Genomic DNA, 22,398 nt, shown 5'->3' with positions numbered 1-22,398 from the left:
ATGCTTGATAAAATTGTTATCGCCAACCGCGGCGAGATCGCGCTTCGTATCCTGCGTGCCTGTAAAGAACTGGGCATCAAGACCGTGGCCGTGCACTCGGCGGCGGATCGCGATCTGAAACACGTACTGCTGGCCGACGAGACCGTGTGCATTGGTCCCGCGCCGTCAGTCAAAAGCTATCTGAACATCCCGGCGATCATCGCTGCGGCGGAGATCACCGGCGCGGTAGCCATTCACCCTGGCTACGGCTTCCTGTCGGAAAACGCCGACTTCGCCGAGCAGGTTGAACGCTCCGGCTTTATCTTTATCGGCCCGAAAGCAGACACCATTCGCCTGATGGGCGACAAGGTTTCCGCCATCAACGCCATGAAGAAAGCCGGCGTGCCTTGCGTACCCGGCTCCGACGGCCCGCTGACCGACGATATGGATAAGAACCGCGCCTTTGCCAAACGCATCGGCTACCCGGTCATTATCAAGGCGTCCGGCGGCGGCGGCGGCCGCGGCATGCGCGTTGTGCGCAGCGATAAAGAGCTCGAACAGTCCATCAACATGACGAAAGCGGAAGCCAAAGCGGCTTTCAACAACGACATGGTGTACATGGAAAAATACCTGGAAAATCCACGCCATATCGAGATCCAGGTATTGGCCGACGGCCAGGGCAACGCTATCTATCTGGCGGAACGCGACTGCTCCATGCAGCGCCGTCACCAGAAAGTGGTGGAAGAAGCGCCGGCACCGGGCATCACGCCGGAACTGCGCCGCTATATCGGCGAACGCTGCTCCAAAGCCTGTGTGGATATCGGCTACCGCGGCGCGGGTACGTTCGAGTTCCTATTCGAAAACGGCGAGTTCTATTTCATTGAAATGAACACCCGTATTCAGGTGGAGCACCCGGTTACCGAAATGATCACCGGCGTGGATCTGATCAAAGAGCAGCTGCGTATCGCTGCCGGTCAGCCGCTGTCGATCAAACAGGAAGAAGTGAAGATTCAGGGCCACGCGGTGGAATGCCGTATCAACGCCGAAGACCCGAATACCTTCCTGCCAAGCCCGGGCAAGATCACCCGTTTCCACGCGCCAGGCGGTTTCGGCGTGCGTTGGGAGTCGCATATCTACGCCGGCTACAGCGTGCCGCCGTACTATGACTCCATGATTGGCAAGCTGATCACCTACGGTGAAAACCGTGACGTGGCGATTGCCCGCATGAAAAATGCGTTGGCTGAACTGATCATCGACGGGATTAAAACCAACGTTGAACTGCAGCAAAAAATCATGAATGACGAAAACTTCCAGCATGGTGGCACCAACATCCACTATCTGGAGAAGAAGCTGGGCCTGCAGTAACGCACGCTTTAGCCTCTTACGTCATCTGACCAGGGCCGGTGTTCCACCGGCCCTTTTCTTTACGACTGAAGCGCTTGGCAAACGCCGTGCTTGTCGTACAATCCCCTTCCTCTGGTAAATCCATAGCCATAAGCCTCTGCCCGATGCATTTCACGCCGGCGTTATACGCGGCAATACATGGGTTAGGGGGGGAGAAACGGATGGAAAAACGCTTTATTCAGGCTCACCGCGAAGCGCGCTGGGCGCTGGGTCTGACCCTCTTCTACGTGCTGGCCTGGGCGCTGGCCGCCTATCTGCCGGACAGCCGAATCGGCGTCACCGGCCTGCCGCACTGGTTCGAAATGGCCTGTTTGCTGGTTCCGCTGCTGTTCATCATCCTGTGCTGGCTGATGGTGCGCGTCATCTTCCGCGATATTCCGCTGGAGGACCACGATGAAAACTGAAGTGATCGTACCGCTGGTCGCCTACCTGCTGCTGGTATTCGGCCTGTCGATATACGCCTATCGCCGCCGGCAGAGCGGTAACTTCCTCAGCGAATATTTTCTCGGCAACCGTTCGATGGGCGGCTTTGTGCTGGCGATGACCCTGACCGCCACTTACATCAGCGCCAGTTCGTTTATCGGCGGCCCCGGCGCCGCCTACAAATACGGCCTCGGCTGGGTGCTGCTGGCGATGATCCAGCTGCCGGCGGTATGGCTGTCGCTGGGCGTGCTCGGTAAAAAATTCGCCATCCTGGCGCGGCGCTACAACGCCATCACCCTCAACGATATGCTGTTCGCCCGTTATCAGAGCCGCCTGCTGGTGTGGCTGGCCAGCCTGAGCCTGTTGGTCGCCTTCCTCGGCGCCATGACGGTGCAGTTTATCGGCGGCGCCCGCCTGCTGGAAACCGCGGCGGGCGTACCGTACGACAGCGGCCTGCTGATTTTCGGCGTCAGTATCGCGCTGTACACCGCCTTCGGCGGTTTTCGCGCCAGCGTGCTGAATGACGCCATGCAGGGGCTGGTGATGCTGCTGGGCACCGCTTTGCTGCTGGCCGGCGTGATCCATGCCGCCGGCGGCCTGCACGTGGCCGTCGATAAACTGCAGCAGATCGACCCGGCGCTGGTGTCGCCACAGGGCGGCGAGCAGATCCTCAGCCTGCCCTTTATGGTGTCCTTCTGGATCCTGGTCTGCTTCGGCGTCATCGGCCTGCCGCACACCGCCGTACGCTGTATCTCCTATAAGGACAGCAAGGCGGTGCACCGCGGCATCGTGCTCGGCACCATCGTCGTGGCGCTGCTGATGTTCGGCATGCACCTGGCCGGCGCGCTGGGCCGCGCCGTACTGCCGGATCTCCAGGTGCCCGATCAGGTGATCCCGACGCTGATGGTCACCGTCTTGCCGCCGTACGCCGCCGGCATCTTCCTGGCCGCGCCGATGGCGGCCATTATGTCGACCATTAACGCGCAGCTGCTGCAGTCGTCCGCCACCATCATCAAGGATCTGTATCTTGGCGTCCGGCCGCAACAACAGCAGAACGAGACGCTGATCAAGCGTTTCTCCAGCCTGACTACGCTGGTGCTTGGGCTGCTGGTGCTGCTGGCCGCCTGGCGGCCGCCGGAAATGATCATCTGGCTGAATCTGCTGGCCTTCGGCGGTCTGGAGGCGGTATTCCTGTGGCCGCTGGTGCTGGGCCTGTACTGGCAGCGCGCCAATGCGCAGGGCGCCCTTAGCTCAATGGCGGCAGGTGCGGTATGCTATACGCTATTAGCCAGCTTCAATCTGCAGCTCGCGGGCCTGCACCCCATCGTGCCCGCGCTGCTGGTCAGTCTGCTGGCGTTTTACATTGGTAACCTGGTCGGCGAAAAACGCCGCCCGGCGTCATCTTTATCTTCTTAAAGAGAATTGTTATGCCTTGGATCCAACTAAAACTGAACACCACCGGCAACCAGGCGGAAGCGCTGAGCGATGCGCTGGTTGAAAGCGGCGCGGTCTCGGTGACCTTTCAGGACACCCACGACAACCCGGTGTTCGAGCCGCTGCCCGGCGAAACCCTGCTGTGGGGCGACACCGACGTTATCGGCCTGTACGACGCCCAAACCGATATGACCGCAGTGGTCGCCATGCTGGAGCATCACCCGCTGCTGGGCGCCGGTTTCCGCCATAAGATCGAACAGTTGGAAGATAAAGACTGGGAGCGCGAGTGGATGGATAACTTCCATCCGATGCGTTTTGGCGAACGCCTGTGGATCTGCCCAAGCTGGCGCGACGTGCCCGACCCGGACGCGGTCAATGTCATGCTGGACCCGGGCCTGGCCTTCGGCACCGGCACGCACCCGACCACCTCGCTGTGTCTGCAGTGGCTCGACGGCCTCGATCTGGCCGGCAAAACCGTGATTGATTTCGGCTGCGGTTCCGGCATTCTGGCGATTGCCGCGCTGAAACTCGGCGCGGCGCGCGCCATCGGCATCGATATCGACCCGCAGGCGATTCAGGCTAGCCGCGACAACGCGGAGCGTAACGGCGTCTCTGAGCGTCTGGAACTGTATCTGCCCCAAGACCAGCCGGCTGAGCTGCAGGCCGACGTGGTGGTCGCCAATATTCTGGCCGGCCCGCTACGCGAACTGGCGCCGCTGATTAGCTGCCTGCCGAAATCCGGCGGGTATCTCGGCCTGTCCGGCGTACTGGCCACCCAGGCGCAGAGCGTGGCGGAAGCCTATCAGGATATCTTCGAACTCGATCCGGTCGCCGAACGGGAAGAGTGGTGCCGTATCACCGGCCGACGTAAATAATTTCGTTTTCTTTCTTATGAAAAATCCACTGGAAATTTAATCACTTCCGGTGGATTTCTTGTTTTTCCCCCTGTACCCTTTTATTTACCCATAAAAATGATAAGCGTATTATCCTGCATGGAACAGAATAACGGCGCTCAGGAGCTGGCGTCGTCGATCTAAATACTTATACGTTGTCGTTTTTAAAGGGATTGGAAATGAAAAGTAGATTACTGATTATCGCCATGCTGGTAAGCAGCTTCTCGGTCACTGCGGTGGAACATACGCATTGGAGTTACGACGGCGATGAAGGCCCGGACCACTGGGGTAAACTCACGCAGGATTTCTCGCTGTGCAGTACCGGAAAAAACCAATCGCCTGTCAATATTCAAAGCGCGCTGAAAACCCACCATGGTAAATTAAATCTTACTTTCCAACCCGGCAAACAGCAGATCGCCAACAACGGCCACAGCATTCAAATCAATGTCAGCGAAGGGAATACGTTGACGTTGGACAACACGACCTACACGCTGCAGCAGTTCCACTTCCACTCACCGAGTGAAAACGAGATCGACGGTAAACGCTTCCCACTGGAAGCACATTTTGTCTATCAAGATAACGGCGGTGCCTTGGCGGTATTAGCATTAATGTTTAACCAGGGAGCCGCCAATACGCAGTTAGCACAGGCCTGGAAACAAATGCCTACCGATGTGGGCAAAACGGCCGCGCTGTTTCCCCCGATGGATATCAAAGCCTTGCTGCCGAAAAAATTTAACTATTTTCGCTTTAGCGGATCGCTGACCACACCACCGTGCTCCGAAGGTGTCATTTGGATGGTGCTGAATAAACCGGCCACCGCCTCTGCGCAACAAATCTCTCAATTCACCTCCGTGATTCACCACACTAACAATCGCCCTATACAGCCACTGAATGGCCGTATCATCATCGATTAGAGTTCGAGCTGGCCTTTCACTGGCGCTGAAAGGCCACATAGCACAGTCACTCGCCATGCGACTTACCGCATACCCAGCGACCAAGGCAAAGTATTACCCTGATAAACCATGCCGGTTCTTAGTAATCCCCATCTAAACACACGACATTTACAGATAAAATTCTGTTGTTTGGTGATTATTTACCTGAACACAAAATAAGCACAATTAGCCAAACCATTGTTAAATATATATAATATCTTCCCCCTTCACTGTTAACCTCATTTTTATTGAGAGACTGCAGCAAATTGGTCAAAGTTTGGCCTTTCATCTCGGCGAAAAAATGCGTAATATACGCGCCCTTGCGGACACAGTACGGTCATTCTTTGTCTATGCGCATTGGACACCACCAGTTAACAAATTGCCTGATTGCGGCCCCGATGGCCGGCATTACAGATCGCCCATTCAGAACCTTGTGTCATGCAATGGGGGCTGGGATGGCTGTATCCGAAATGCTCTCCTCCAATCCGGAGGTGTGGCGGACGGATAAGTCGCGTCTGCGCATGGTTCATAGCGATGAACCTGGGATTCGCTCCGTGCAAATCGCCGGCAGCGTTCCGGATGATATGGCCGCCGCCGCGCAGATTAACGTCGCCGGTGGTGCACAGATCATCGACATCAATATGGGTTGCCCGGCTAAAAAGGTGAACCGGAAACTTGCAGGGTCTGCCTTGCTGCAGCACCCGGATCTGGTTAAACAGATCCTCCTGGCGGTGGTTAACGCCGTGGATGTGCCGGTGACGCTGAAAATCCGTACCGGCTGGGCGCCGGAACACCGTAACTGTGTAGAGATTGCCCAATTGGCCGAAGACTGTGGTATTCAGGCCCTGACGATTCATGGCCGAACCCGCGCCTGCCTGTTTAACGGCGACGCGGAATACGACAGCATTCGGGCAGTTAAGCAGAACGTTTCCATTCCGATTATTGCGAATGGGGATATTACTGACCCGCATAAAGCCAGAGCAGTGCTCGACTACACCGGGGCCGACGCCCTGATGATAGGCCGCGCTGCTCAGGGGAGACCCTGGATCTTCCGGGAAATCCAGCATTATCTGGACACAGGGGAGCTGCTGCCGCCGTTGCCGCTTGGCGAGGTGAAGCGCTTGTTGATCGGACATATTCGGGAATTGCACGGCTTTTACGGCCAAGGCAAGGGATTCCGGATTGCTCGAAAGCACGTATCCTGGTATCTCCAGGAGCATGCCCCAAATGACCAGTTTCGGCGCACATTCAACGCCATAGAGGATGCCAGCGAACAGCTGGAGGCGTTGGAGGCATATTTCGAAAATCTAGCGTAAAAAAAGAGCTGACAGAACTATGTTCGAACAACGCGTAAATTCTGACGTACTGACCGTTTCTACCGTAAACTCACAGGATCAAGTGACTCAAAAGCCTCTGCGTGACTCGGTTAAACAAGCACTGAAGAACTATTTTGCTCAACTGAACGGTCAAGATGTGAATGACCTGTATGAGCTGGTACTGGCTGAAGTTGAACAGCCACTGTTGGACATGGTGATGCAATACACCCGTGGCAACCAGACCCGTGCAGCCCTGATGATGGGCATCAACCGCGGTACGCTGCGCAAGAAACTGAAAAAATACGGCATGAACTGATACTAGTCAGTTAACGTGTTGCAAAAAGGCGCTTTATCTCATTTGATAAGCGCCTTTTTCTTTTCTGGCTATACGCGGATCAATGATTCGACCTCCTGCCGCAGATGGCTTGTCGCTAATAGCCCGGTCTGCGCCAAAAAATCCTTTGTTGTCGTTCCCCATCCTTCCAACGTAACGTCATCCCCCCGACGAGCGCCGAATTCCGCATTGAGCGTATCCGGATAATCCGCTTCCAACTCAACGATATCTGCGGTCGAGTTATCCATCTGCGATGAAGGGGTGTCTGGAAAGTTGCCCCTCATTTTCATGGTTCCGCCTCTAAAATGCGAGTGGCTAGCGGGGATATAATCTCGGTCAAGATACGCACGCAGAACGCCGGCTAAATAGGATTTTTCGCATCCCACTCCCCTGTATACTGCCGTAGTGTATGGTATACTGACCATTCCTAGAGCCCCCTCAGATTGCCGCGGTCACGCCTTTCCCGACCGATGCGCAGCGCGATTCGCCCTTCGAATGTAAAGTTTTAGTTAATTTCACGATCCGACTAAACGATAACCACGACCCAGTGTCTGAGTCATTGTATCGCTATTGAGTGGCTTCTTTATGCGTTACAGGTTTTTTACCCATAATGCATAAATGAGTGACTATGAAACGTCCGCAAGAATTCCAACGTGCCCTGCTGCACCCCCGCTATTGGCTGACCTGGTTTGGCCTGGCGGTGCTGTTTCTGCTGGTACAGCTGCCCTACCCGCTGCTGCATAAGCTTGGCGTGTGGATGGGCCGCACCTCAATGCGCTTTTTGAAGCGCCGCGTCACCATCACCCGCCGCAACCTGGAACTGTGCTTCCCGGATATGGATGCCGCCCAACGCGAGCGCAAGGTGGTCAGCAATTTTGAATCCCTCGGCATGGGGCTGCTGGAAACCGGCATCGCCTGGTTCTGGTCAGATAAACGCGTCAAACGCTGGTTTAACGTCTCCGGCATCAATCACCTGAAAATGGCGCAGCAGAACGGCCGCGGCGTACTGGTGATTGGCGTGCACTTTATGTCGCTGGAACTGGGCGGCCGGGCGATGGGCCTGTGCCAGCCGATGATGGCGATGTACCGTCCGCACAATAACAAGGCGATGGAGTGGGCGCAGACCAAAGGCCGTATGCGCTCCAATAAGGCGATGCTCGACCGTAAGAACCTGCGCGGCATGGTGCAGGCGCTGAAAGGCGGCGAAGCGGTGTGGTTCGCGCCCGACCAGGATTACGGCCCGCGCGGCAGCGTATTTGCACCGCTGTTCGCCGTCGATCAGGCTGCGACCACCAGCGGCACCTTTATGCTGGCGCGCATGGCGCAGCCGGCGCTGGTGCCGGTAGTGCTGATTCGTCGAGAAAATGGCGCCGGCTACGATCTGCTGATCCAGCCGGCGTTGGAAAACTATCCGCTTACCGACGAAATGGCCGCCGCCGCTTATATGAATAAAGTGGTGGAAAAAGAGATTATGCGCGCGCCGGAACAGTATATGTGGCTGCACCGCCGCTTTAAGACCCGTCCAACAGGCGCGCCTTCACTGTACTAGAGGCTTGCCATGGCATGCCGCCCGCACCGCACATGCCATTGCCTTTCAATAACACGCTACCACATCCACAGGCCAATCAGCGGCGCGGCCAGCACGGTGATAATGCCGGCCAGCATCATCACCAGGCTGGAGACCACGCCCTCTTCCTGCCCCATTTCATAGGCGCGCGCGGTGCCAGCGCCGTGCGACGACGCCCCCAGGCCGGCCCCCTTCGCCAGACGGCTGCGCACCGACAGGCGCAAAAACAGAATATCCCCCACCGCCATGCCGAACACCCCGGTGATCACCACAAACAGCGCCACCAGATCCGGCTGGCCGCCCATCTGCTTCGCCGCCTCCAGCGCGAACGGCGTGGTGATCGAACGCACCGCCAGGCTGCGCTGTACCTCTTCAGGCAGCGTCAGCAGCCGCGCCAGCCAGACCGAGCTGTACACCGCCACACATACTGCAGTGGCCACTCCGGCGCTGAGCGACAGCCAGTGACGGCGGATAATATGCAGGTTCTCATACACCGGCACCGCAAAGGCAATGGTCGCCGGCCCGAGCAGCCACAGCAGCCAGTGGGTCTCCCCCATATAGTCCCGATAGGAGATATGCGTCACCACCAGCAACAGCACCAGAATCATCGGCGTCAGCACCAGCGGCATCAGCAACAGACTGCGGCGACGACGATAGAGCCGCTTATTGGCAAAATAGAGCGCCAGCGTAGCGGCCAGACAGAGCAGGCTGAGGATAAAATCATTCATGACGTTTGCGCCGCTGCAGCCAGAGTTCGAAGCGATAGACGCGGTCCACCACCAGCCCGGTGGCCCCCAGCGTCAGCATAGTGCTGACGGCAATCACCAGAAAAATCTTCCAGCCTTCCACCATCAGCAGTTGCGCGTAGTTAACCACCGCCACCACCGCCGGGACGAAGAACAGCAGCATCTCCGCCAGCAGCCAGCGCGCACCGGCCTGTACCCAACGCAGCGGCAGCACGCGCAGCACGATCAACGCCAGCAGCATCAGCATACCGACAATATTGGCAGGCAACGGTAGATGGAAATGCGCCACCAACTGCTCGGCAAGCAAAAACAGCAGCGCGTATAAAACAACCTGAACGGGAACCTGCAGGCGGGCCAGCAGGGATGGCGCAGCACGACGTAACGCCAGGGACATGGAGAGCGGCCTCAAGCAAAAAAATGACGGATTACAGTATACGCAGCCGGGAAACCCGTACTGAAATGAATTAAAATTATCCACTTCATGCCTCAAGGGAATAGTTTCCCGCCGGTATCGCCCATCGGAGAACAGATTGTGGATGTTCGTACCCTACGCTACTTTGTCGAAGTCGTGCGTCAGCAAAGCTTTACCCGCGCGGCGGAAAAACTGTTCGTCACCCAGCCGACCATCAGCAAGATGCTGCGCCATCTGGAGGATGAACTGGAGTGCACCCTGCTGATCCGCGAGGGGCGCAAGCTGCACCTGACGGACAGCGGCCAGGCGGTCTATCAGCGCGGCGTGGCGATCCTCGACGAATTCCGCCAGCTGGAGGCCGAGCTGGAAGACATCAGCGCGGTAAAAAAAGGCGTGCTGCGGCTGGGCATCCCGCCGATGGTCGGCCGGCAAATCGCCGATCTCATCCGCCACTTTCGCCACGCCTATCCCGGTATTGAACTACGCATCTCCGAGCTGGGCGGTCTGTCCGGCGAACAGCGGGTGCTGGCGGGCGAACTGGACTTGGCGATGACGGTCTACTCGCCCGATACCGACCGGCAGCTGACCTTTCTGCCGCTGCTGACCCACCCGATGTCCGTTGTGGTGCCGCGCAATGCGCACTGGCAACAGCGGAGCCACATCAGCATTCATGAGCTGGCCGAATGGCCGATACTGATTTATAACGAAGATTTCGCGTTGTACAAGATGCTGATGGCAGCCTTCCGCCGCGCCGAACTGGAGCCGCGCATCGCGGTGCGCAGCGGCCAGTGGGATTTTCTGGCCTCAATGGTGCAGGCCGGCGTCGGCATCGCCGCCCTGCCGGAGCCGGTCTGTCAGTGGCTGGATGAGGAAAGCCTGCTCTGGCTGCCGCTGGAACCGCTGATGGAGTGGAAGGTCGGGCTGATCTGGCGTCAGGACAGTTACCTGTCCCACAGCGCTCAGGCCTGGATCGCCTGCTGCCGCGACCATCTGTCGACAATGAAATAAAAAAGGGCTGAATATCTTCAGCCCCTTGAGGTTGATGACAAAGTCGTCTGATGGCCCGAGATACCCGGGCCTAGCGTAACGAGGGGCGCTCCGGCGGCTTACGCCGCTACGACCCCATCGCCACGCTCTCCCTAATAACTAACTTTGTCAGCACTCTGAAGGGGCTGAATCTCTTCAGCCCCTTCTGCTTAGTCCGGCACGCGCCGGTTTACCCCTCGCGCTCCACCAGCAGCGCCTCCAGCAGGTCGAGATCGTGCAGCAGCTTTTGCAGCGTCTCATTGCTGATTTTCTGCGTCGCGCGCAGATGGTACAGCTCACCGCGTTCGGCGCGCAGCGCGGTCAGGCGGAAGCGCCGCTCAAGGTTTTCCAGCTCCAGCGCGTTTTCAATATCGTCTTTGCTGGCAACCCGGCGGCGCAGCATGCCGACCACGCGCGAACTGACCTCTTTCAGCACCTGCGGATCGATATTTTCCTCGGTATCCGCCGTCAGCCGCTCTTCCATTTTGTTGATGCTCTCGATCGCCACTTCCGCCGCCATCGCAATCGCCATCCGCTCTTCGCCCTTACTGACGCTCGAGTCCGCCACCTGTACGCCGCGCAGCAACAGCGGCAGGGCAATAACGCCGACAATCAACGACAGCAGGATCACCCCGGCGGCGATAAACACCAGTTGATAACGCGCCGGGAAGGCACTGCCGTCGCTGAGCAGCAGCGGAATCGACAGCACACCGGCCAGCGTAATCGCCCCGCGCACCCCGGCAAACGACGCTACCCACAGCTCACGCGTGGTGTAGTTGCCAAACTGCAGCGGACGTTTTTTCAGCAGTCGTTTGCTGGCGCCCTTCATCAGCCACAGCCAGGTAAAGCGCAGCAGCAGCAGCGCGGCATAGATAATCGCCACGTCGGCGAACAGGTACCAGGTCTGAATCGTCGGATCCAGCTCCGCCTGCAGCATCGAGGTTTCCAGAATCCCCGGCAGCTGTAGGCCCAACATGATGAACACCATGCCGTTAAACACGAATTCCAACATCGCCCAGACGCTGTTGGCGCGCAGGCGCATCGCCAGCGGCGCATTGCGGATCACGCCGGACTGGCTGATAGTCATCCCCGCGGCGACCGCCGCCAGGATCCCCGATACGCCGATATGTTCGGCAATCAGGTAAGAGGCGAACGGCAGCAGCAGTAAAAAGACGATTTGCGTCGCCGGGTCGTCGCCGCTCCAGCGGCTCATCACGCGCAGCGACTTACTGTAAGTCCAGGTTACCGCCACGCCGGCCAGCAGGCCGCCGATCGCCACCTTGAGGAACTCCAGCGTCGCGCCGCCCACGGTGAACACCATGGTGCCCATCGCCACCGCAATGGCAAACTTGAGCGACACCAGGCCGGAGGCGTCGTTCATCAGCGCCTCGCCCTCCAGCACGCCCATAATCGGTTTAGGGATACGCCCTTTGCCGACGATGCCGGACAGCGCCACGGCATCGGTCGGCGACAGCACCGCCGCCAGCGCGAACGCCGCCACCAGCGGAATACCCGGCACCATCAGGTAGATCAGGTAACCGACGCCGACCACGGTGATCAGCACCAGCACCAGCGCCAGCCCGAGCACCTCGCGGCCATGATGAATAAACTCGCGCATCGGCGTTTTCCAGCCGTCGGCAAACAGCAGCGGCGGGATAAACAGCACTAAAAACAGTTCCGGATCGAAGTCCACGTGCAGCCCGAAATGCGGCCAGGCCAACAGCGCACCGATGGCGATTTGCATTAAGGGGAGCGGCACCTGGAACGGCAACATACGCGTCACCACCCCAGACAGGGAGACCACCAGGATCAAAATGAGGATTGTAAAAAAGATTTCCATGCTTTCCTTAGACTCTACGGTTTCGACCTCAACGGCGCATTGCCAGAGTATGTGCCAAATAGTAGATCACTTTTTTTACGTCGGTGAAAGCTTGTTGTGCCTTTCAAAACGGCGAAATAGATTAAGGAGAGTAATCTGAAACCGGGACGCGCCAAACGCGTCCCGGCAGAGGATTTAGATGGCCCAGCCACCGGCGTAAAACACCACCAGCGCTACGGCAATGACGACGGTGCCGATATTCAGCTTACGCCATTCACCGGAGAAAACGCGGCCGATCACCAGCGCGCTGAAGCCCAGCATAATGCCGGTAACGATGTTGCAGGTCAGCACGATAAACACCGCGCACAGCAGGCCGGACATCGCGTCGACAAAGTCGTCAAAGTCCAGCTTGGTGACGTTGCTGAGCATCAGCAGGCCGACATACATCAGCGCCGGCGCCGTCGCATACACCGGCACCAGGTAGGAGAGCGGCGACAGGAACAGAATCAGCAGGAACAGCAACCCCACCACGGTAGCGGTCAGGCCGGTTTTACCGCCGGCTGCGGTGCCCGCCGCCGATTCGATATACACCGCCGCCGGCGCCGCGCCCACCAGCGCCGAGAAAATGCTGCTGACCGAGTCAGAGGTCAGCGCCTTACCGCCGCTGACGATCTGGCCGTCTTTATCCAGCAGGTTCGCCTGCCCGGCCACCGCGCGGATGGTGCCGGTAGCGTCAAACACCGCGGTCATTACCAGCGCCAGCACGCTCGGCAACACCACCGGCTGCAGTGCCCCCATAATATCCAGGCTGAAAATCAGCGAGTTGCCCTGCTCATCGGCCAAACTCGGCATGGCAAACAGCCCCTGATACTTCACCGCCGGATCGAAAATCAGGCCGATAACGGAGATGGCGATAATCACCAGCAGAATGCCGCCCGGCACCCGCAGCTTCTCCAGACCGAAAATCACCGCCAGCCCGAGCAGCGTCATCACCACCGGGAAAGAGGTAAAGGCGCCCAGCGCCACCGGCAGCCCGTCCAGCGGGTTCTTCACCACCAGGCCGACGCCGTTGGCGGCGATCAGCAGCAGGAACAGGCCAATACCGATGCCGGTGCCGTGCGCCACGCCCATCGGCAGGTTACGCAGGATCCATGAGCGGATGCCGGTCACCGAGATCACGGTAAACAGCAGCCCCATCAGGCATACCGCACCCAACGCCACCGGAATGCTGATCTGCTGGCCCAGCACCAGACTGAAGGCGGTAAACGCCGTTAAAGAAATGGCGCAGCCGATCGCCATCGGCAGATTCGCCCACAGCCCCATCAGCAGCGACCCGAAGCCGGCAACCAGACAGGTGGCGACGAACACCGCGGTCGGCGGGAAACCGGCCTTGCCCAGCATGCTCGGCACCACAATCACCGAATAGACCATCGCCAAAAAGGTGGTCAGGCCCGCCACCACTTCCTGCCGCACGCTGCTGCCGCGCTGCGAAATTTTAAAATAACCATCAAGCCCGCCTTTTGCTGTTGCGGCGTTATTCGCTTGAGAATTCGACATGTTGCTGTCCCCTGTAATCACTGCTCGTCTGTTGCAGAAGGTGTTTTTAACGTCCGCAGCCGACAGGACAGAATCGTTTCCGTCACGTTTGCTCCCAATTCCTTGCACCGCGCGGCAGATAGCGGCCGCGCACAAGGCAAACGATTAACTCTCGGCATGAGGTACGGGTGAATTTATAGTGTTTTTACTGAAGCAAACGATTATCCAGCCTTCTATACCGTCCGATCAACTAAAGATCGCGACGAGCAAAGCAGAAAGTCGTCGATCCGGCGATTTTAACGTCTGGCGCAGAGCGCGGCGGACTCGGCCGCCGCATGATGAGGCTCCCGTGCTCAGGACGGCATGGCCTGCGGCTCCATAAACATCAGCTCCCAAATATGGCCGTCCAGATCCTGAAAGCCGTGGCCGTACATAAAACCATGGTCCTGCGGCTGGTTATAGGTGTTGCCGCCGGCGGCGATCGCCTTGCGAACCAGATCGTCCACCGCCGCACGGCTGGGCCGCGACAGACAAAGCAGCACCTCCGTGGCCCGTTTGGCATCGCCGATCGGGTTGGGGGTAAACATTTTGAATTTATCGTGGGTTAACAGCATCACATAGATGGTGTCGCTCACCACCATGCAGGCGGCGCTGTCGTCGGTGAACTGCTGATTGAATGCAAAGCCCAGCTGACCAAAGAAATCCATCGAGGCGGGCAAATCGCTGACCGGCAAATTCACAAAGATTTGAGTCGTCATGGGCCATCTCCGAGAAGCAGTGACCTATCGAGTATAGTCCAGACGGTTAAAGCAGCAGATGATAAGGGCCGCCCTGCTCCAGCGCCCGCTGGTAAGCCGGGCGCTGATGAATGCGCCGCAGAAAATCACGCAGCTGCGGACAGCCGTCCAAGCCGCCGCGCGCGGCCATCGCCTCCAGCGGAAAACTCATCTTGATATCGGCAGCGCTGAAATCATGACCGGCAAACCAGGGGTTGGCGCGCAGGTGTTGTTCCAGATAGTCACGGTGCACGGCGATCTGCCTATCGAGATAGTTACGCTGCACCCCTTTACCGATGGCGCCGGCCAGCTTGCGCAACAGCAACGGCACCGGCGGCTGACCGAGGCGGCCAAACACCAGCTTCATCACCAGCAGCGGCATCAGCGACCCTTCCGCATAGTGCAGCCAGTAGCGGTACTGCTGACGCGCATGAAAGTCGGTGGGCATAAACTGCCCCTGCGCATCGTAGGCTTCCTGCAGATATTCGATGATTGCGCCGGACTCGGCCAGCGTCAAATCGCCGTCGACAATCACCGGCGACTTACCCAGCGGATGGATTTTCTTTAACGCCGGCGGCGCCAGCAGGCTTCCCGACTCACGCTGATAACGCTGCACCTGATAGGGCTGCGCCAGCTCTTCTAAAAACCACAAAATAGGCTGCGAGCGCGAGTTATTCAGATGGTGCACAATGATCATCCGACGTCCCCGATGCGCTGCCAGACCAGCTCGCCAATCTGCACGCCGTTACCGATTTGCAGCGGCGCGGTGCGCAGCGTCAGCTTATCGCCGACAAAAGTATAAAAGCGCACCTGACGGCTGCCCACCCAGTTGGGAAACGAACAACCTTCAACCTGATGGATCACGCGCTGGTCCGGCTCATCAATCTGGTAGCGACCAAAGTAGCAAATCATATTGATAAACGCCGCCCGCAGCTCCTGGTCGCTGCCCTGCGCCAGATCTTCCGAAGCAAAACGCGGACGCTCCGCACTATACAGCTGCGCCGCCATGGTGCCGTTGGCTTCGTAGTTGATGCGGCCCACCACCTGCGCGCCGAGCGGATAGCTTAGCGTACCCGCTTCGCTCTTGAATACCGAAGACACCAGTGACCAGCTGCCAACAAATGCATTTGTCGTCATCACTCATCCTCCACCAACCCACTTTATTTAAAGGTAGCGGTGAATGGTTTGCTCCGCCAGCCTGCCCCCTCACAGAAAATCAATTTTTTTGACAGACACACTCAAAACTCTCTGATTTTAACTTCACCAGCACCTGGTTAATATTTAACACATCGAGACGCAGCGGCGACTCACATAAAAAAATACTCTGAGGATTGCATCATGAAAAACATCAAAAAATTTGCTACTGCTTTACTGCTGACCGGCGCAGCCTTTACCGCAACGGCTGCCGAACAACCTGCTGCACAGCCTGCCGCTAACGCGCAGAAAATGGGCGTGATTTCCGTCAGCGGCGCCGCCAGCCTGAGCGCGCTGGAAGACGCACTGGCCAGTAAAGCCGCCGCGGCCGGCGCCAGCAGCTATCGCATCACCTCCGCCGGCGGTCAGAATAAATTGCACGGCACCGCAGAGATCTTTAACTAAGCCGTCTGCACAGCGACAAGAAGCCAGAAGCCCCTGCCGGGGCTTTTGTGGTTTTAGAGGCTATGCAACGTGTGGCGATAACAATTCTTTTAGAACATTAATATGCACGCCTAAAACTTCCTATTGAGGATTCAGTACGCCACCAGACAGAAAAATCAACATAACATACTAAAAAATATAAATATTAATTAAAAAACTGCCCACCGCAATCTATATCAAAACGTTTCAAAAATTGTGAAAATGCGAACAAAAAGACATCAATACAATAGTTTTTTACTGCTATAGAGATATGACGAGTAAAAAATCAGAATAAAAAAGAATTTTCCGGCAGAACCACGGCCATACCTGCACTTTGATTTTTTTCAGAATAAAATAAGCAAACAAAATAGGCTATCCATCCGTAACCGTAATAATATTTTACTAAAAGCCTACAAAGCAATATGGCAGTATAAAGCCCTCAATACGTCATCATTAACAACCGTTCATCCTAGATAAGCAGCCATCATTGATTGAAACATCTGATAGATATTTCAACCTGTGATTATTAATAATATATCCATCCAGGCGTAAACATGAGATTAATTCAAGTTCGCAATGAATTAATGTCAATTCTCGGCCATAAATAAACAAAAATTTATTTACACATTGGAAAGGCGGAAAAATAAAAACACAACTAAAAAATATGTGCTGTTCTCAAATCAAATATATATAAGGGATGTATGTTATGAGTAATATTGAATATGAGATTTTAAAGCCGACCTTCACCCGCCGTGTCATTACTCAATCCAGCGTGGTGATTTCCCCTTCAATACTCTCGCAGGCCGTTGATGTAAGTTCGCATGTAGATAAAAATGCACAAAAACCAGCAAAAGGCCTCCCGGGATATTTCACGTATGGCTGGAAGAGAGCAGCAGAGGAAATTATAAAAACACATTCTATGGGGGTGAAAAACATTTCACTTCGCTTTGTCTCTAACGCATCAAAACATGATGATATTAATGCCGGGTTATCGGAGTTCGAAACGCTGATTTCTCTTATTCTACGCGAACTGGTGGGTTTGGACATAAACCTGATCGTTGATCCTTTTGGTCTTGCGTTAACGCAGGACGGCCAATGGGGCGTTAAAAATTCACAGGGAGATTTTGATAAAGAGAGAACGTATGAGCTTCTGGAAAAAGTCGGATACATCCTTTCCATCAATAAGATTCATGGTGTCGTTACACTTGGACGGATTCCTGAAGAAGTCAAGATGACAAAAAAAGGAATTGTTTCAGGAGGCGGAAACACGAAAATTTACTCATTCTCACAAAATAGTGAGACGAGTACAGCCTATGTATACCTTGATAGCGTCGGTCATAATACGGGACAAAAGATTCTACCTGGAAACATCATCGAAATGGACTTATGGGCCCTGATGGATATATGGCATGGTGCTGATGTTTCGGTCATAAAACCCATGGAGAGCTATCACTTGATGAGTTCATTAAAGCACTTCATCAGTGATGAAACAGCACGCTCACTTTTCCTTAATTCTGAACAAGTTAGCGCCATCGTATCTCGCCATCGGTTCATTCAAGAAACGATAAAAGAAATGACAGCCAACCCTGCCATATTATCTGAAAAATGTGAACGATTGCAGCTTGCCGGATACACAGTTTCAGGAACAACATATATGCTGTCATTACTGGCACATGAAAAAGGCCCTGATATGGCAAGAGCCAGACTGGAGGAGATGTGGTTGACGGCATTAGGCGTAATGGGGGATCGTTGCGCCTGTCTGATTGACAGAAATGTCTCTCGCTTCCTTGATGGCAGTATTCTTTGCTGATTACCGGCTAAACGCCATGAGCAAAGAGAACCTCTTTGCTCTTTATTGTTATGCATAATAAAGAAGGTCGCATGTTACGAAAAAAGGAAGATCTATTTTTTTTATCCGTCATGATTGTGACATTCATGATCGGTTTCGATACCACCGGTTTAGGAGTCGCCATTCCTGACATTGCCGTCAGATTAGGTTTTGGCATAAAGGAAGGCACCTGGTTAAGCGTTTCATATACGGCAGGTTTTGCCGCCTTTCTATTGCCAGCAGGAATTATTACCGATAAAACTGGCTACCGTTTAACCTTGTTATCTTCATTATCTGTTTTTGTGCTTTCATCCGTTTATTCAACGTATTGTGAAACCCTCACGGAATTCACCACCATAAGATTGATTCAAGGAATTTCTGCAGCATTCCTGAATACTTCGGCAATGGCACTACTTAACGTACTGTATCCCATTGGCGGCCCCCGTGACCGGGCAGGTGCATTTAAAAAATGGTCAATGTTTCTTGGCTTAAGTTTTGCTCTTGGGCCTATTTTAGGCAGCCTGATTGTATCCTACCTTTCATGGGGATGGATTATGCTTATCAACATCCCGCTGAGCTTGGTGGTACTGTTCCCATTTGTTGGCAGTACTGCCATGGAGACGTTCAAAAAAGGGGCTCTTGGTCAGGTATCGTTAACGAGTACGCTTCCTGCGACGATTATCCTTCTGTTCATCACCATGAATCCGTATTTCAATCAGACATTCTCCGGCCTTGGCAGGCATCTTTTTTACGCTATAATCATAGCTTGCCTTATTGTACTTGGATCATTACATCTATTTTCTTCAAAGAGTTTTACTCGACTGCCTGAACTGAAGAACGTAAATTTTCTTATTTCTTTATTACTCCCTATTTTCTTTTCTATCTCTTACTGGAGTCTTTTCGTGACTCTCCCCGGATACATCACGGTGAAATTTAATTATTCCCCGATGATGGTCATGACGTCTATGCTATGTCTTTCCATTCCTTTAACACTCATACCTGTTTTTACACTGCAAGATAAACTAAAACTAAATGCCATGAGTGGGTTTGTTTTCATCGCTCTCGGTTTGCTGGCATTGGCATACCTTTTCAATACCAATGTGAAACACCAGGGGTTACTATTGGATATCACTCTTTTCATTATGGGGTGTGGGGCAGCCATATTGAATCCGATTATGGCACGAGTAGTGATGGATAATGTCGCGCCAGAGAACTCAGGCCTTGCTGCCGCGATAACAAGTACATTACGCCAAATGGGTTTTGCTGTCGGGGTGGCATTTTATTCTTTAATGACCGATTCTAATATTTCGAACGGCCTGAACATTAGCGAATCGCATGCATTTATTGCATCATCCATCCTACCTCTGATTGCTCTTTCTATCTGTATTTACTTAAACAAACGCAGTCAATTATTATCAAAAGCACATTGAGAACCATCCAAAATCGATAGTGCAACACATAAAAACCCTGCCGAAGCAGGGTTTCACTTTCTTCACCATCTAAAAAGTGATGCAATTAGCATGCTTCAGACCACCAGCCAGCGCTCATACGGCATGCAAACCTTTTAACTTAGTCAGCTCGAAAGAATTGGATACTTTTCGTAATCAAGCATAGCTATTCGCCGGCTTTCAGCACATAGCCGCTCGTAAGCGCTATTTGACTGAATAAAAGCGCATAAAAACACCGAGCGCATGCGACACCCGATGCTTAATTTCCTCATCAGACAGTGTCTTTCTCGCGCCGAGCTTTATCTCCAGACTCGTCATGCCCAACCATAATCCGGCTAAATCATCAGCGGCTTCGCGCGGGTTACATGATATCAGCACGCCTTCGTCAACGGCTTCAGCAATAATAGATTCCAACATCTGCTGCGCCCTGCCGGGGCCTGCGACGTAAAATCGCCGTGGTAAATCCGGATGACGAATGGCAGCAGAGGCAATCAGCCGATCCCATCCGGTCAGCTCACGCTGATTTATAAAACGGACGAACCGGTTTCCAAATGCAGTCAGCGTATCCGTCAGTGAATGGTTATGCCGTTTTGAAAAATCTTCATCACTGATTGTTAAATCTGATTCCTGCCGTAATACCGCTTCAATGAGGATGTCTTTGTCGGCAAAGTTTGCGTACAGGGTGGCCTTTGCCACGCCAGCGACACGGGCAATTTCCTCCGTGGTGACCTCCAGTCCTTTTTCCAGAAATAATTTTCGCGCAGCCTGAAGTATCGCGCGTTCTTTGAGCGGATCTTTAGGGCGACCTTTTTGGCGGTTTTTTTCGTTCATCGTTTATGGCCTGAAAGGAGGGCGCTCATGATTAACCCCCCGATAACGGTAATGTGTTCAAGAGCAATATGGAACTCCTGCGTACGTTCTGGCTCACTGAATGTCCAGAATGGATGTCCCACCGGGATAGTCAGCAGTGTAAACACAATCAGCATTACCGATCCAATCCAGCCATAGCCTGCACAATTAAAAATTATCAGTGCGGAACCACAGAGCTGACACAGGATGGTGGCAACCGCGAAGAGAACCGGCCAGGGAAGACCCGCCGTCGCCATTTCCTGGACGATCACCCCAAAATTGAATACGCCAAAAACACCGGCCATCCAGAAGAAAAAAGTCAATAAAACACGGGATAAGCAGAGCGTTAGCAAAAAGGACTTCGAGTTAGTCATCAGGGTTTCCACAACAGTCATTAAGTAGACTGATGAGTCTACTAACATTTATCAGACTTTCAAGTCTATTAATTAAAGGTGACCACACTTCATGCTGTCAATGAGGCTAAAACGCGCCTTGCCCTCCGCTTCTGGCACAAAACCGCCATAAGCGGCTGAACTGCAGGTCTGACGGTTAAACTGGTCACGGTTTTTTTACCTTCTCCGACGTAACCGATAACCCAAAAGTACTGACCCTATCCCAAAATCCTGCTCCATTCAGAAACAGAATTCCGGCATGATAAACACGCCCCTGCAGGAGGAGCATTAATCCAACTCAAAGCAGAGCTGAAGCTTGCAGGAGCGGAATTGCCGCTGATATTTTATCCATGCTTCAAAAAGAGGCGGGAATAGCATTGCGATTTGTTTGGTTAAAACGCCGTGACGGGCGTCTAAGGCGCTTAGGGTTGCTGGTCGTAGATTGAAACTGCTATAAGGGTTCGCTATGTCACGGAAATGACGTTTTTTACCGCAAGGGAGTTGCTCATATCATGAAGAAATTACCCGGCAACCTGTATCACCTGTTTTATGACGAGTTACCGCCCGAACGCTATGACAGGATCATCACCCCCCGTGAAGCATGGCGCGAGATATGCCGACATTATGTGTTGGATTCTGGCAGCTCCGGCGGGTTTAACATGTTCGGGGATGACATACAGCCTCGCTCCCCGTGGGACACCCAGACAGTGAATGAAACCGGTAGATACGCCAGTAAGTTAAAGGGTGATATAGAGTGCGGCAATGTTGTTTACATTGATGATAAAGAAATGTGGAGCAGCACACGTTTTGCTTTTTATATCAATGATAATGGTCGTTTGGTAGGTTGTGGTGGGGTTAATTCATTCATGCTGGGCGGTGGTAACCGCATCACTGACTACTACGAACAGGCAATAAGGCGCAGGGGGGAACGCTCGCGACCTTTGCCAACGGTAAGGCCTGCGGAATATTACACGCCACCCCAGCACGCTCAAGCAGCAAAAAAGCAGCTTAGCACGTTGAACAGTAAAGCCGTTGGGCGGTTGCTAGCCGCCGGGGGGATATACAATCAGAACGTGGAAGGTTTCGCACAGACGGCTAAGCAGCTTGGTGGCGATGCGGCCGAAGGTTTTACCCAGGTGGCTAACCCTCAGTCAATAGGTTCGCTGGTTGCACTATCTTCAATAGCTGCTGTTACTCGTATGCCCGGCGGCAACATTGCTAATATGAAGTCGTTAGAAGAACTTCAGCATTTTCTAGGGACTTACAAGGGCGATAAAAAATTACTCAACAATATTGATGTTATTAAAATGGATTATATTCAGAGGCCGAGAGGTGAGTTAGTGGCGTTACGCTCTGAATTTGATAATAAAGTAAGAGGTAAATTTATAAAGAGCATTGCCGATAGTCCTGATGTTATTTCTAGGTTCGATAATGATGTTAGAACTAATATGCTAAAAGGCATTGTTCCAAAAGGCTATCAGGTTCATCATAAACTACCGTTGGATGATAGTGGGACAAATAACTTTGATAATCTTGTGTTGATTAATAGGGCGCATGAACATGCGGTGTTTACGACTGCGCAAATAAGAGTAACAAAGGCTCTTGGTACATCAGAAAGCAAATCGATTTTATGGCCTGTTCCAAAGGGTATAGTCTATCCTTAAGGG

Annotated in this window: 23 protein-coding genes; 13 read left to right on the top strand and 10 right to left on the bottom strand. The window is 54.1% G+C overall.

Going from position 1 to position 22,398, the window contains the following annotated elements:
* The 7 genes from accC to fis all read left to right on the top strand — a co-directional run bounded on the left by accC (window position 1) and on the right by fis (window position 6,697).
* Window positions 1–1,344 (top strand): acetyl-CoA carboxylase biotin carboxylase subunit, encoded by a 1,344-nt coding sequence (gene accC / locus FO014_RS12185; RefSeq protein WP_160029709.1) that lies wholly within the window; start codon window positions 1–3, stop codon window positions 1,342–1,344.
* A 200-nt stretch (window positions 1,345–1,544) separates the two neighbouring features.
* Window positions 1,545–1,787: a YhdT family protein gene (locus tag FO014_RS12180; protein ID WP_160029708.1), complete on the top strand. Its 243-nt coding sequence runs from the start codon at window positions 1,545–1,547 to the stop codon at window positions 1,785–1,787.
* On the top strand, window positions 1,777–3,222 hold the full coding sequence (panF, locus tag FO014_RS12175; RefSeq protein ID WP_160029707.1) for a sodium/pantothenate symporter: 1,446 nt from the start codon (window positions 1,777–1,779) through the stop codon (window positions 3,220–3,222). Before FO014_RS12180 ends, panF begins: the two co-directional genes overlap by 11 nt.
* Window positions 3,223–3,233: 11 nt before the next feature.
* The gene (gene prmA / locus FO014_RS12170) at window positions 3,234–4,115 is read left to right on the top strand and encodes a 50S ribosomal protein L11 methyltransferase (RefSeq protein ID WP_160029706.1); all 882 of its coding nucleotides are present in this window, start codon (window positions 3,234–3,236) and stop codon (window positions 4,113–4,115) included.
* A gap of 197 nt (window positions 4,116–4,312) precedes the next feature.
* The gene (locus tag FO014_RS12165; protein WP_160029705.1) at window positions 4,313–5,047 is read left to right on the top strand and encodes a carbonic anhydrase; all 735 of its coding nucleotides are present in this window, start codon (window positions 4,313–4,315) and stop codon (window positions 5,045–5,047) included.
* 368 nt (window positions 5,048–5,415) lie between these two features.
* Window positions 5,416–6,381: a tRNA dihydrouridine synthase DusB gene (gene dusB, locus FO014_RS12160; protein ID WP_099050014.1), complete on the top strand. Its 966-nt coding sequence runs from the start codon at window positions 5,416–5,418 to the stop codon at window positions 6,379–6,381.
* Between the two features lie 19 nt (window positions 6,382–6,400).
* On the top strand, window positions 6,401–6,697 hold the full coding sequence (gene fis, locus FO014_RS12155; protein WP_000462905.1) for a DNA-binding transcriptional regulator Fis: 297 nt from the start codon (window positions 6,401–6,403) through the stop codon (window positions 6,695–6,697).
* 68 nt (window positions 6,698–6,765) lie between these two features.
* Here the strand turns inward: fis and FO014_RS12150 are convergent, their stop codons facing one another.
* Complete coding sequence (locus FO014_RS12150; protein WP_160029704.1) at window positions 6,766–7,005, bottom strand: hypothetical protein; 240 nt, start codon at window positions 7,003–7,005, stop codon at window positions 6,766–6,768.
* A gap of 338 nt (window positions 7,006–7,343) precedes the next feature.
* Here FO014_RS12150 and lpxP point away from each other — a divergent pair, with 338 nt between their 5' ends.
* The gene (lpxP, locus tag FO014_RS12145) at window positions 7,344–8,264 is read left to right on the top strand and encodes a kdo(2)-lipid IV(A) palmitoleoyltransferase (protein WP_160029703.1); all 921 of its coding nucleotides are present in this window, start codon (window positions 7,344–7,346) and stop codon (window positions 8,262–8,264) included.
* Between the two features lie 56 nt (window positions 8,265–8,320).
* Here the strand turns inward: lpxP and FO014_RS12140 are convergent, their stop codons facing one another.
* Together FO014_RS12140 and FO014_RS12135 are read right to left on the bottom strand one after the other, a co-directional pair.
* On the bottom strand, window positions 8,321–9,010 hold the full coding sequence (locus tag FO014_RS12140; RefSeq protein ID WP_105232803.1) for an LrgB family protein: 690 nt from the start codon (window positions 9,008–9,010) through the stop codon (window positions 8,321–8,323).
* The gene (locus tag FO014_RS12135) at window positions 9,003–9,422 is read right to left on the bottom strand and encodes a CidA/LrgA family protein (RefSeq protein WP_105232804.1); all 420 of its coding nucleotides are present in this window, start codon (window positions 9,420–9,422) and stop codon (window positions 9,003–9,005) included. Before FO014_RS12135 ends, FO014_RS12140 begins: the two co-directional genes overlap by 8 nt.
* 138 nt (window positions 9,423–9,560) lie before the next feature.
* Here FO014_RS12135 and FO014_RS12130 point away from each other — a divergent pair, with 138 nt between their 5' ends.
* Window positions 9,561–10,448 carry a LysR family transcriptional regulator gene (locus tag FO014_RS12130; protein ID WP_160029702.1) on the top strand — a complete coding sequence of 296 codons (888 nt, stop codon included), beginning with the start codon at window positions 9,561–9,563 and terminating at the stop codon, window positions 10,446–10,448.
* A gap of 208 nt (window positions 10,449–10,656) precedes the next feature.
* Here FO014_RS12130 and FO014_RS12125 read toward each other — a convergent pair whose 3' ends face one another.
* The 5 genes from FO014_RS12125 to FO014_RS12105 form a co-directional block, all read right to left on the bottom strand.
* Entirely contained in the window at window positions 10,657–12,306 is a 1,650-nt protein-coding gene (locus FO014_RS12125) for a Na+/H+ antiporter (protein ID WP_160029701.1), read from the bottom strand.
* Between the two features lie 174 nt (window positions 12,307–12,480).
* The gene (locus FO014_RS12120) at window positions 12,481–13,842 is read right to left on the bottom strand and encodes an NCS2 family permease (protein ID WP_160029700.1); all 1,362 of its coding nucleotides are present in this window, start codon (window positions 13,840–13,842) and stop codon (window positions 12,481–12,483) included.
* Window positions 13,843–14,174: 332 nt separating this feature from the next.
* Complete coding sequence (locus FO014_RS12115) at window positions 14,175–14,579, bottom strand: VOC family protein (protein ID WP_160029699.1); 405 nt, start codon at window positions 14,577–14,579, stop codon at window positions 14,175–14,177.
* A 46-nt stretch (window positions 14,580–14,625) separates the two neighbouring features.
* Window positions 14,626–15,294: a glutathione S-transferase family protein gene (locus FO014_RS12110; protein ID WP_160029698.1), complete on the bottom strand. Its 669-nt coding sequence runs from the start codon at window positions 15,292–15,294 to the stop codon at window positions 14,626–14,628.
* Complete coding sequence (locus FO014_RS12105) at window positions 15,291–15,734, bottom strand: lipocalin-like domain-containing protein (protein WP_160029697.1); 444 nt, start codon at window positions 15,732–15,734, stop codon at window positions 15,291–15,293. Before FO014_RS12105 ends, FO014_RS12110 begins: the two co-directional genes overlap by 4 nt.
* 201 nt (window positions 15,735–15,935) lie before the next feature.
* On the opposite strand from FO014_RS12105, the gene bhsA reads away from it, so the two are divergent.
* The 3 genes from bhsA to FO014_RS12090 all read left to right on the top strand — a co-directional run bounded on the left by bhsA (window position 15,936) and on the right by FO014_RS12090 (window position 19,472).
* Complete coding sequence (gene bhsA, locus FO014_RS12100; RefSeq protein WP_105232810.1) at window positions 15,936–16,196, top strand: multiple stress resistance protein BhsA; 261 nt, start codon at window positions 15,936–15,938, stop codon at window positions 16,194–16,196.
* A 724-nt stretch (window positions 16,197–16,920) separates the two neighbouring features.
* Window positions 16,921–18,024 (top strand): hypothetical protein, encoded by a 1,104-nt coding sequence (locus tag FO014_RS12095; protein ID WP_160029696.1) that lies wholly within the window; start codon window positions 16,921–16,923, stop codon window positions 18,022–18,024.
* A gap of 71 nt (window positions 18,025–18,095) precedes the next feature.
* Entirely contained in the window at window positions 18,096–19,472 is a 1,377-nt protein-coding gene (locus FO014_RS12090; protein ID WP_160029695.1) for an MFS transporter, read from the top strand.
* Between the two features lie 222 nt (window positions 19,473–19,694).
* Here FO014_RS12090 and FO014_RS12085 read toward each other — a convergent pair whose 3' ends face one another.
* Complete coding sequence (locus FO014_RS12085; RefSeq protein WP_160029694.1) at window positions 19,695–20,321, bottom strand: TetR/AcrR family transcriptional regulator; 627 nt, start codon at window positions 20,319–20,321, stop codon at window positions 19,695–19,697.
* Window positions 20,318–20,713: a DoxX family protein gene (locus FO014_RS12080; RefSeq protein ID WP_160029693.1), complete on the bottom strand. Its 396-nt coding sequence runs from the start codon at window positions 20,711–20,713 to the stop codon at window positions 20,318–20,320. Before FO014_RS12080 ends, FO014_RS12085 begins: the two co-directional genes overlap by 4 nt.
* A gap of 530 nt (window positions 20,714–21,243) precedes the next feature.
* Here FO014_RS12080 and FO014_RS23960 point away from each other — a divergent pair.
* Entirely contained in the window at window positions 21,244–22,395 is a 1,152-nt protein-coding gene (locus FO014_RS23960; RefSeq protein WP_160029692.1) for an HNH endonuclease signature motif containing protein, read from the top strand.
* Window positions 22,396–22,398 lie beyond the last annotated feature (3 nt).

The sequence above is a fragment of the Serratia rhizosphaerae genome (assembly GCF_009817885.1).
Lineage (GTDB): Bacteria > Pseudomonadota > Gammaproteobacteria > Enterobacterales > Enterobacteriaceae > Serratia_B > Serratia_B rhizosphaerae.
The sequence above is the reverse complement of the archived record's forward strand: the minus strand, read 5'-3'. Positions and strand labels throughout refer to the sequence as shown.

Bases quoted from the DNA above. Each gene is read 5' to 3' on its own strand.
- accC (WP_160029709.1), top strand. From the start codon at position 1: ATGCTTGATAAAATTGTTATCGCCAACCGCGGCGAGATCGCGCTTCGT.
- FO014_RS12180 (WP_160029708.1), top strand. From the start codon at position 1,545: ATGGAAAAACGCTTTATTCAGGCTCACCGCGAAGCGCGCTGGGCGCTG.
- panF (WP_160029707.1), top strand. From the start codon at position 1,777: ATGAAAACTGAAGTGATCGTACCGCTGGTCGCCTACCTGCTGCTGGTA.
- prmA (WP_160029706.1), top strand. From the start codon at position 3,234: ATGCCTTGGATCCAACTAAAACTGAACACCACCGGCAACCAGGCGGAA.
- FO014_RS12165 (WP_160029705.1), top strand. From the start codon at position 4,313: ATGAAAAGTAGATTACTGATTATCGCCATGCTGGTAAGCAGCTTCTCG.
- dusB (WP_099050014.1), top strand. From the start codon at position 5,416: ATGCGCATTGGACACCACCAGTTAACAAATTGCCTGATTGCGGCCCCG.
- fis (WP_000462905.1), top strand. From the start codon at position 6,401: ATGTTCGAACAACGCGTAAATTCTGACGTACTGACCGTTTCTACCGTA.
- FO014_RS12150 (WP_160029704.1), bottom strand. From the start codon at position 7,005: ATGAAAATGAGGGGCAACTTTCCAGACACCCCTTCATCGCAGATGGAT.
- lpxP (WP_160029703.1), top strand. From the start codon at position 7,344: ATGAAACGTCCGCAAGAATTCCAACGTGCCCTGCTGCACCCCCGCTAT.
- FO014_RS12140 (WP_105232803.1), bottom strand. From the start codon at position 9,010: ATGAATGATTTTATCCTCAGCCTGCTCTGTCTGGCCGCTACGCTGGCG.
- FO014_RS12135 (WP_105232804.1), bottom strand. From the start codon at position 9,422: ATGTCCCTGGCGTTACGTCGTGCTGCGCCATCCCTGCTGGCCCGCCTG.
- FO014_RS12125 (WP_160029701.1), bottom strand. From the start codon at position 12,306: ATGGAAATCTTTTTTACAATCCTCATTTTGATCCTGGTGGTCTCCCTG.
- FO014_RS12120 (WP_160029700.1), bottom strand. From the start codon at position 13,842: ATGTCGAATTCTCAAGCGAATAACGCCGCAACAGCAAAAGGCGGGCTT.
- FO014_RS12115 (WP_160029699.1), bottom strand. From the start codon at position 14,579: ATGACGACTCAAATCTTTGTGAATTTGCCGGTCAGCGATTTGCCCGCC.
- FO014_RS12110 (WP_160029698.1), bottom strand. From the start codon at position 15,294: ATGATCATTGTGCACCATCTGAATAACTCGCGCTCGCAGCCTATTTTG.
- FO014_RS12105 (WP_160029697.1), bottom strand. From the start codon at position 15,734: ATGACGACAAATGCATTTGTTGGCAGCTGGTCACTGGTGTCTTCGGTA.
- bhsA (WP_105232810.1), top strand. From the start codon at position 15,936: ATGAAAAACATCAAAAAATTTGCTACTGCTTTACTGCTGACCGGCGCA.
- FO014_RS12095 (WP_160029696.1), top strand. From the start codon at position 16,921: ATGAGTAATATTGAATATGAGATTTTAAAGCCGACCTTCACCCGCCGT.
- FO014_RS12090 (WP_160029695.1), top strand. From the start codon at position 18,096: ATGTTACGAAAAAAGGAAGATCTATTTTTTTTATCCGTCATGATTGTG.
- FO014_RS12085 (WP_160029694.1), bottom strand. From the start codon at position 20,321: ATGAACGAAAAAAACCGCCAAAAAGGTCGCCCTAAAGATCCGCTCAAA.
- FO014_RS12080 (WP_160029693.1), bottom strand. From the start codon at position 20,713: ATGACTAACTCGAAGTCCTTTTTGCTAACGCTCTGCTTATCCCGTGTT.
- FO014_RS23960 (WP_160029692.1), top strand. From the start codon at position 21,244: ATGAAGAAATTACCCGGCAACCTGTATCACCTGTTTTATGACGAGTTA.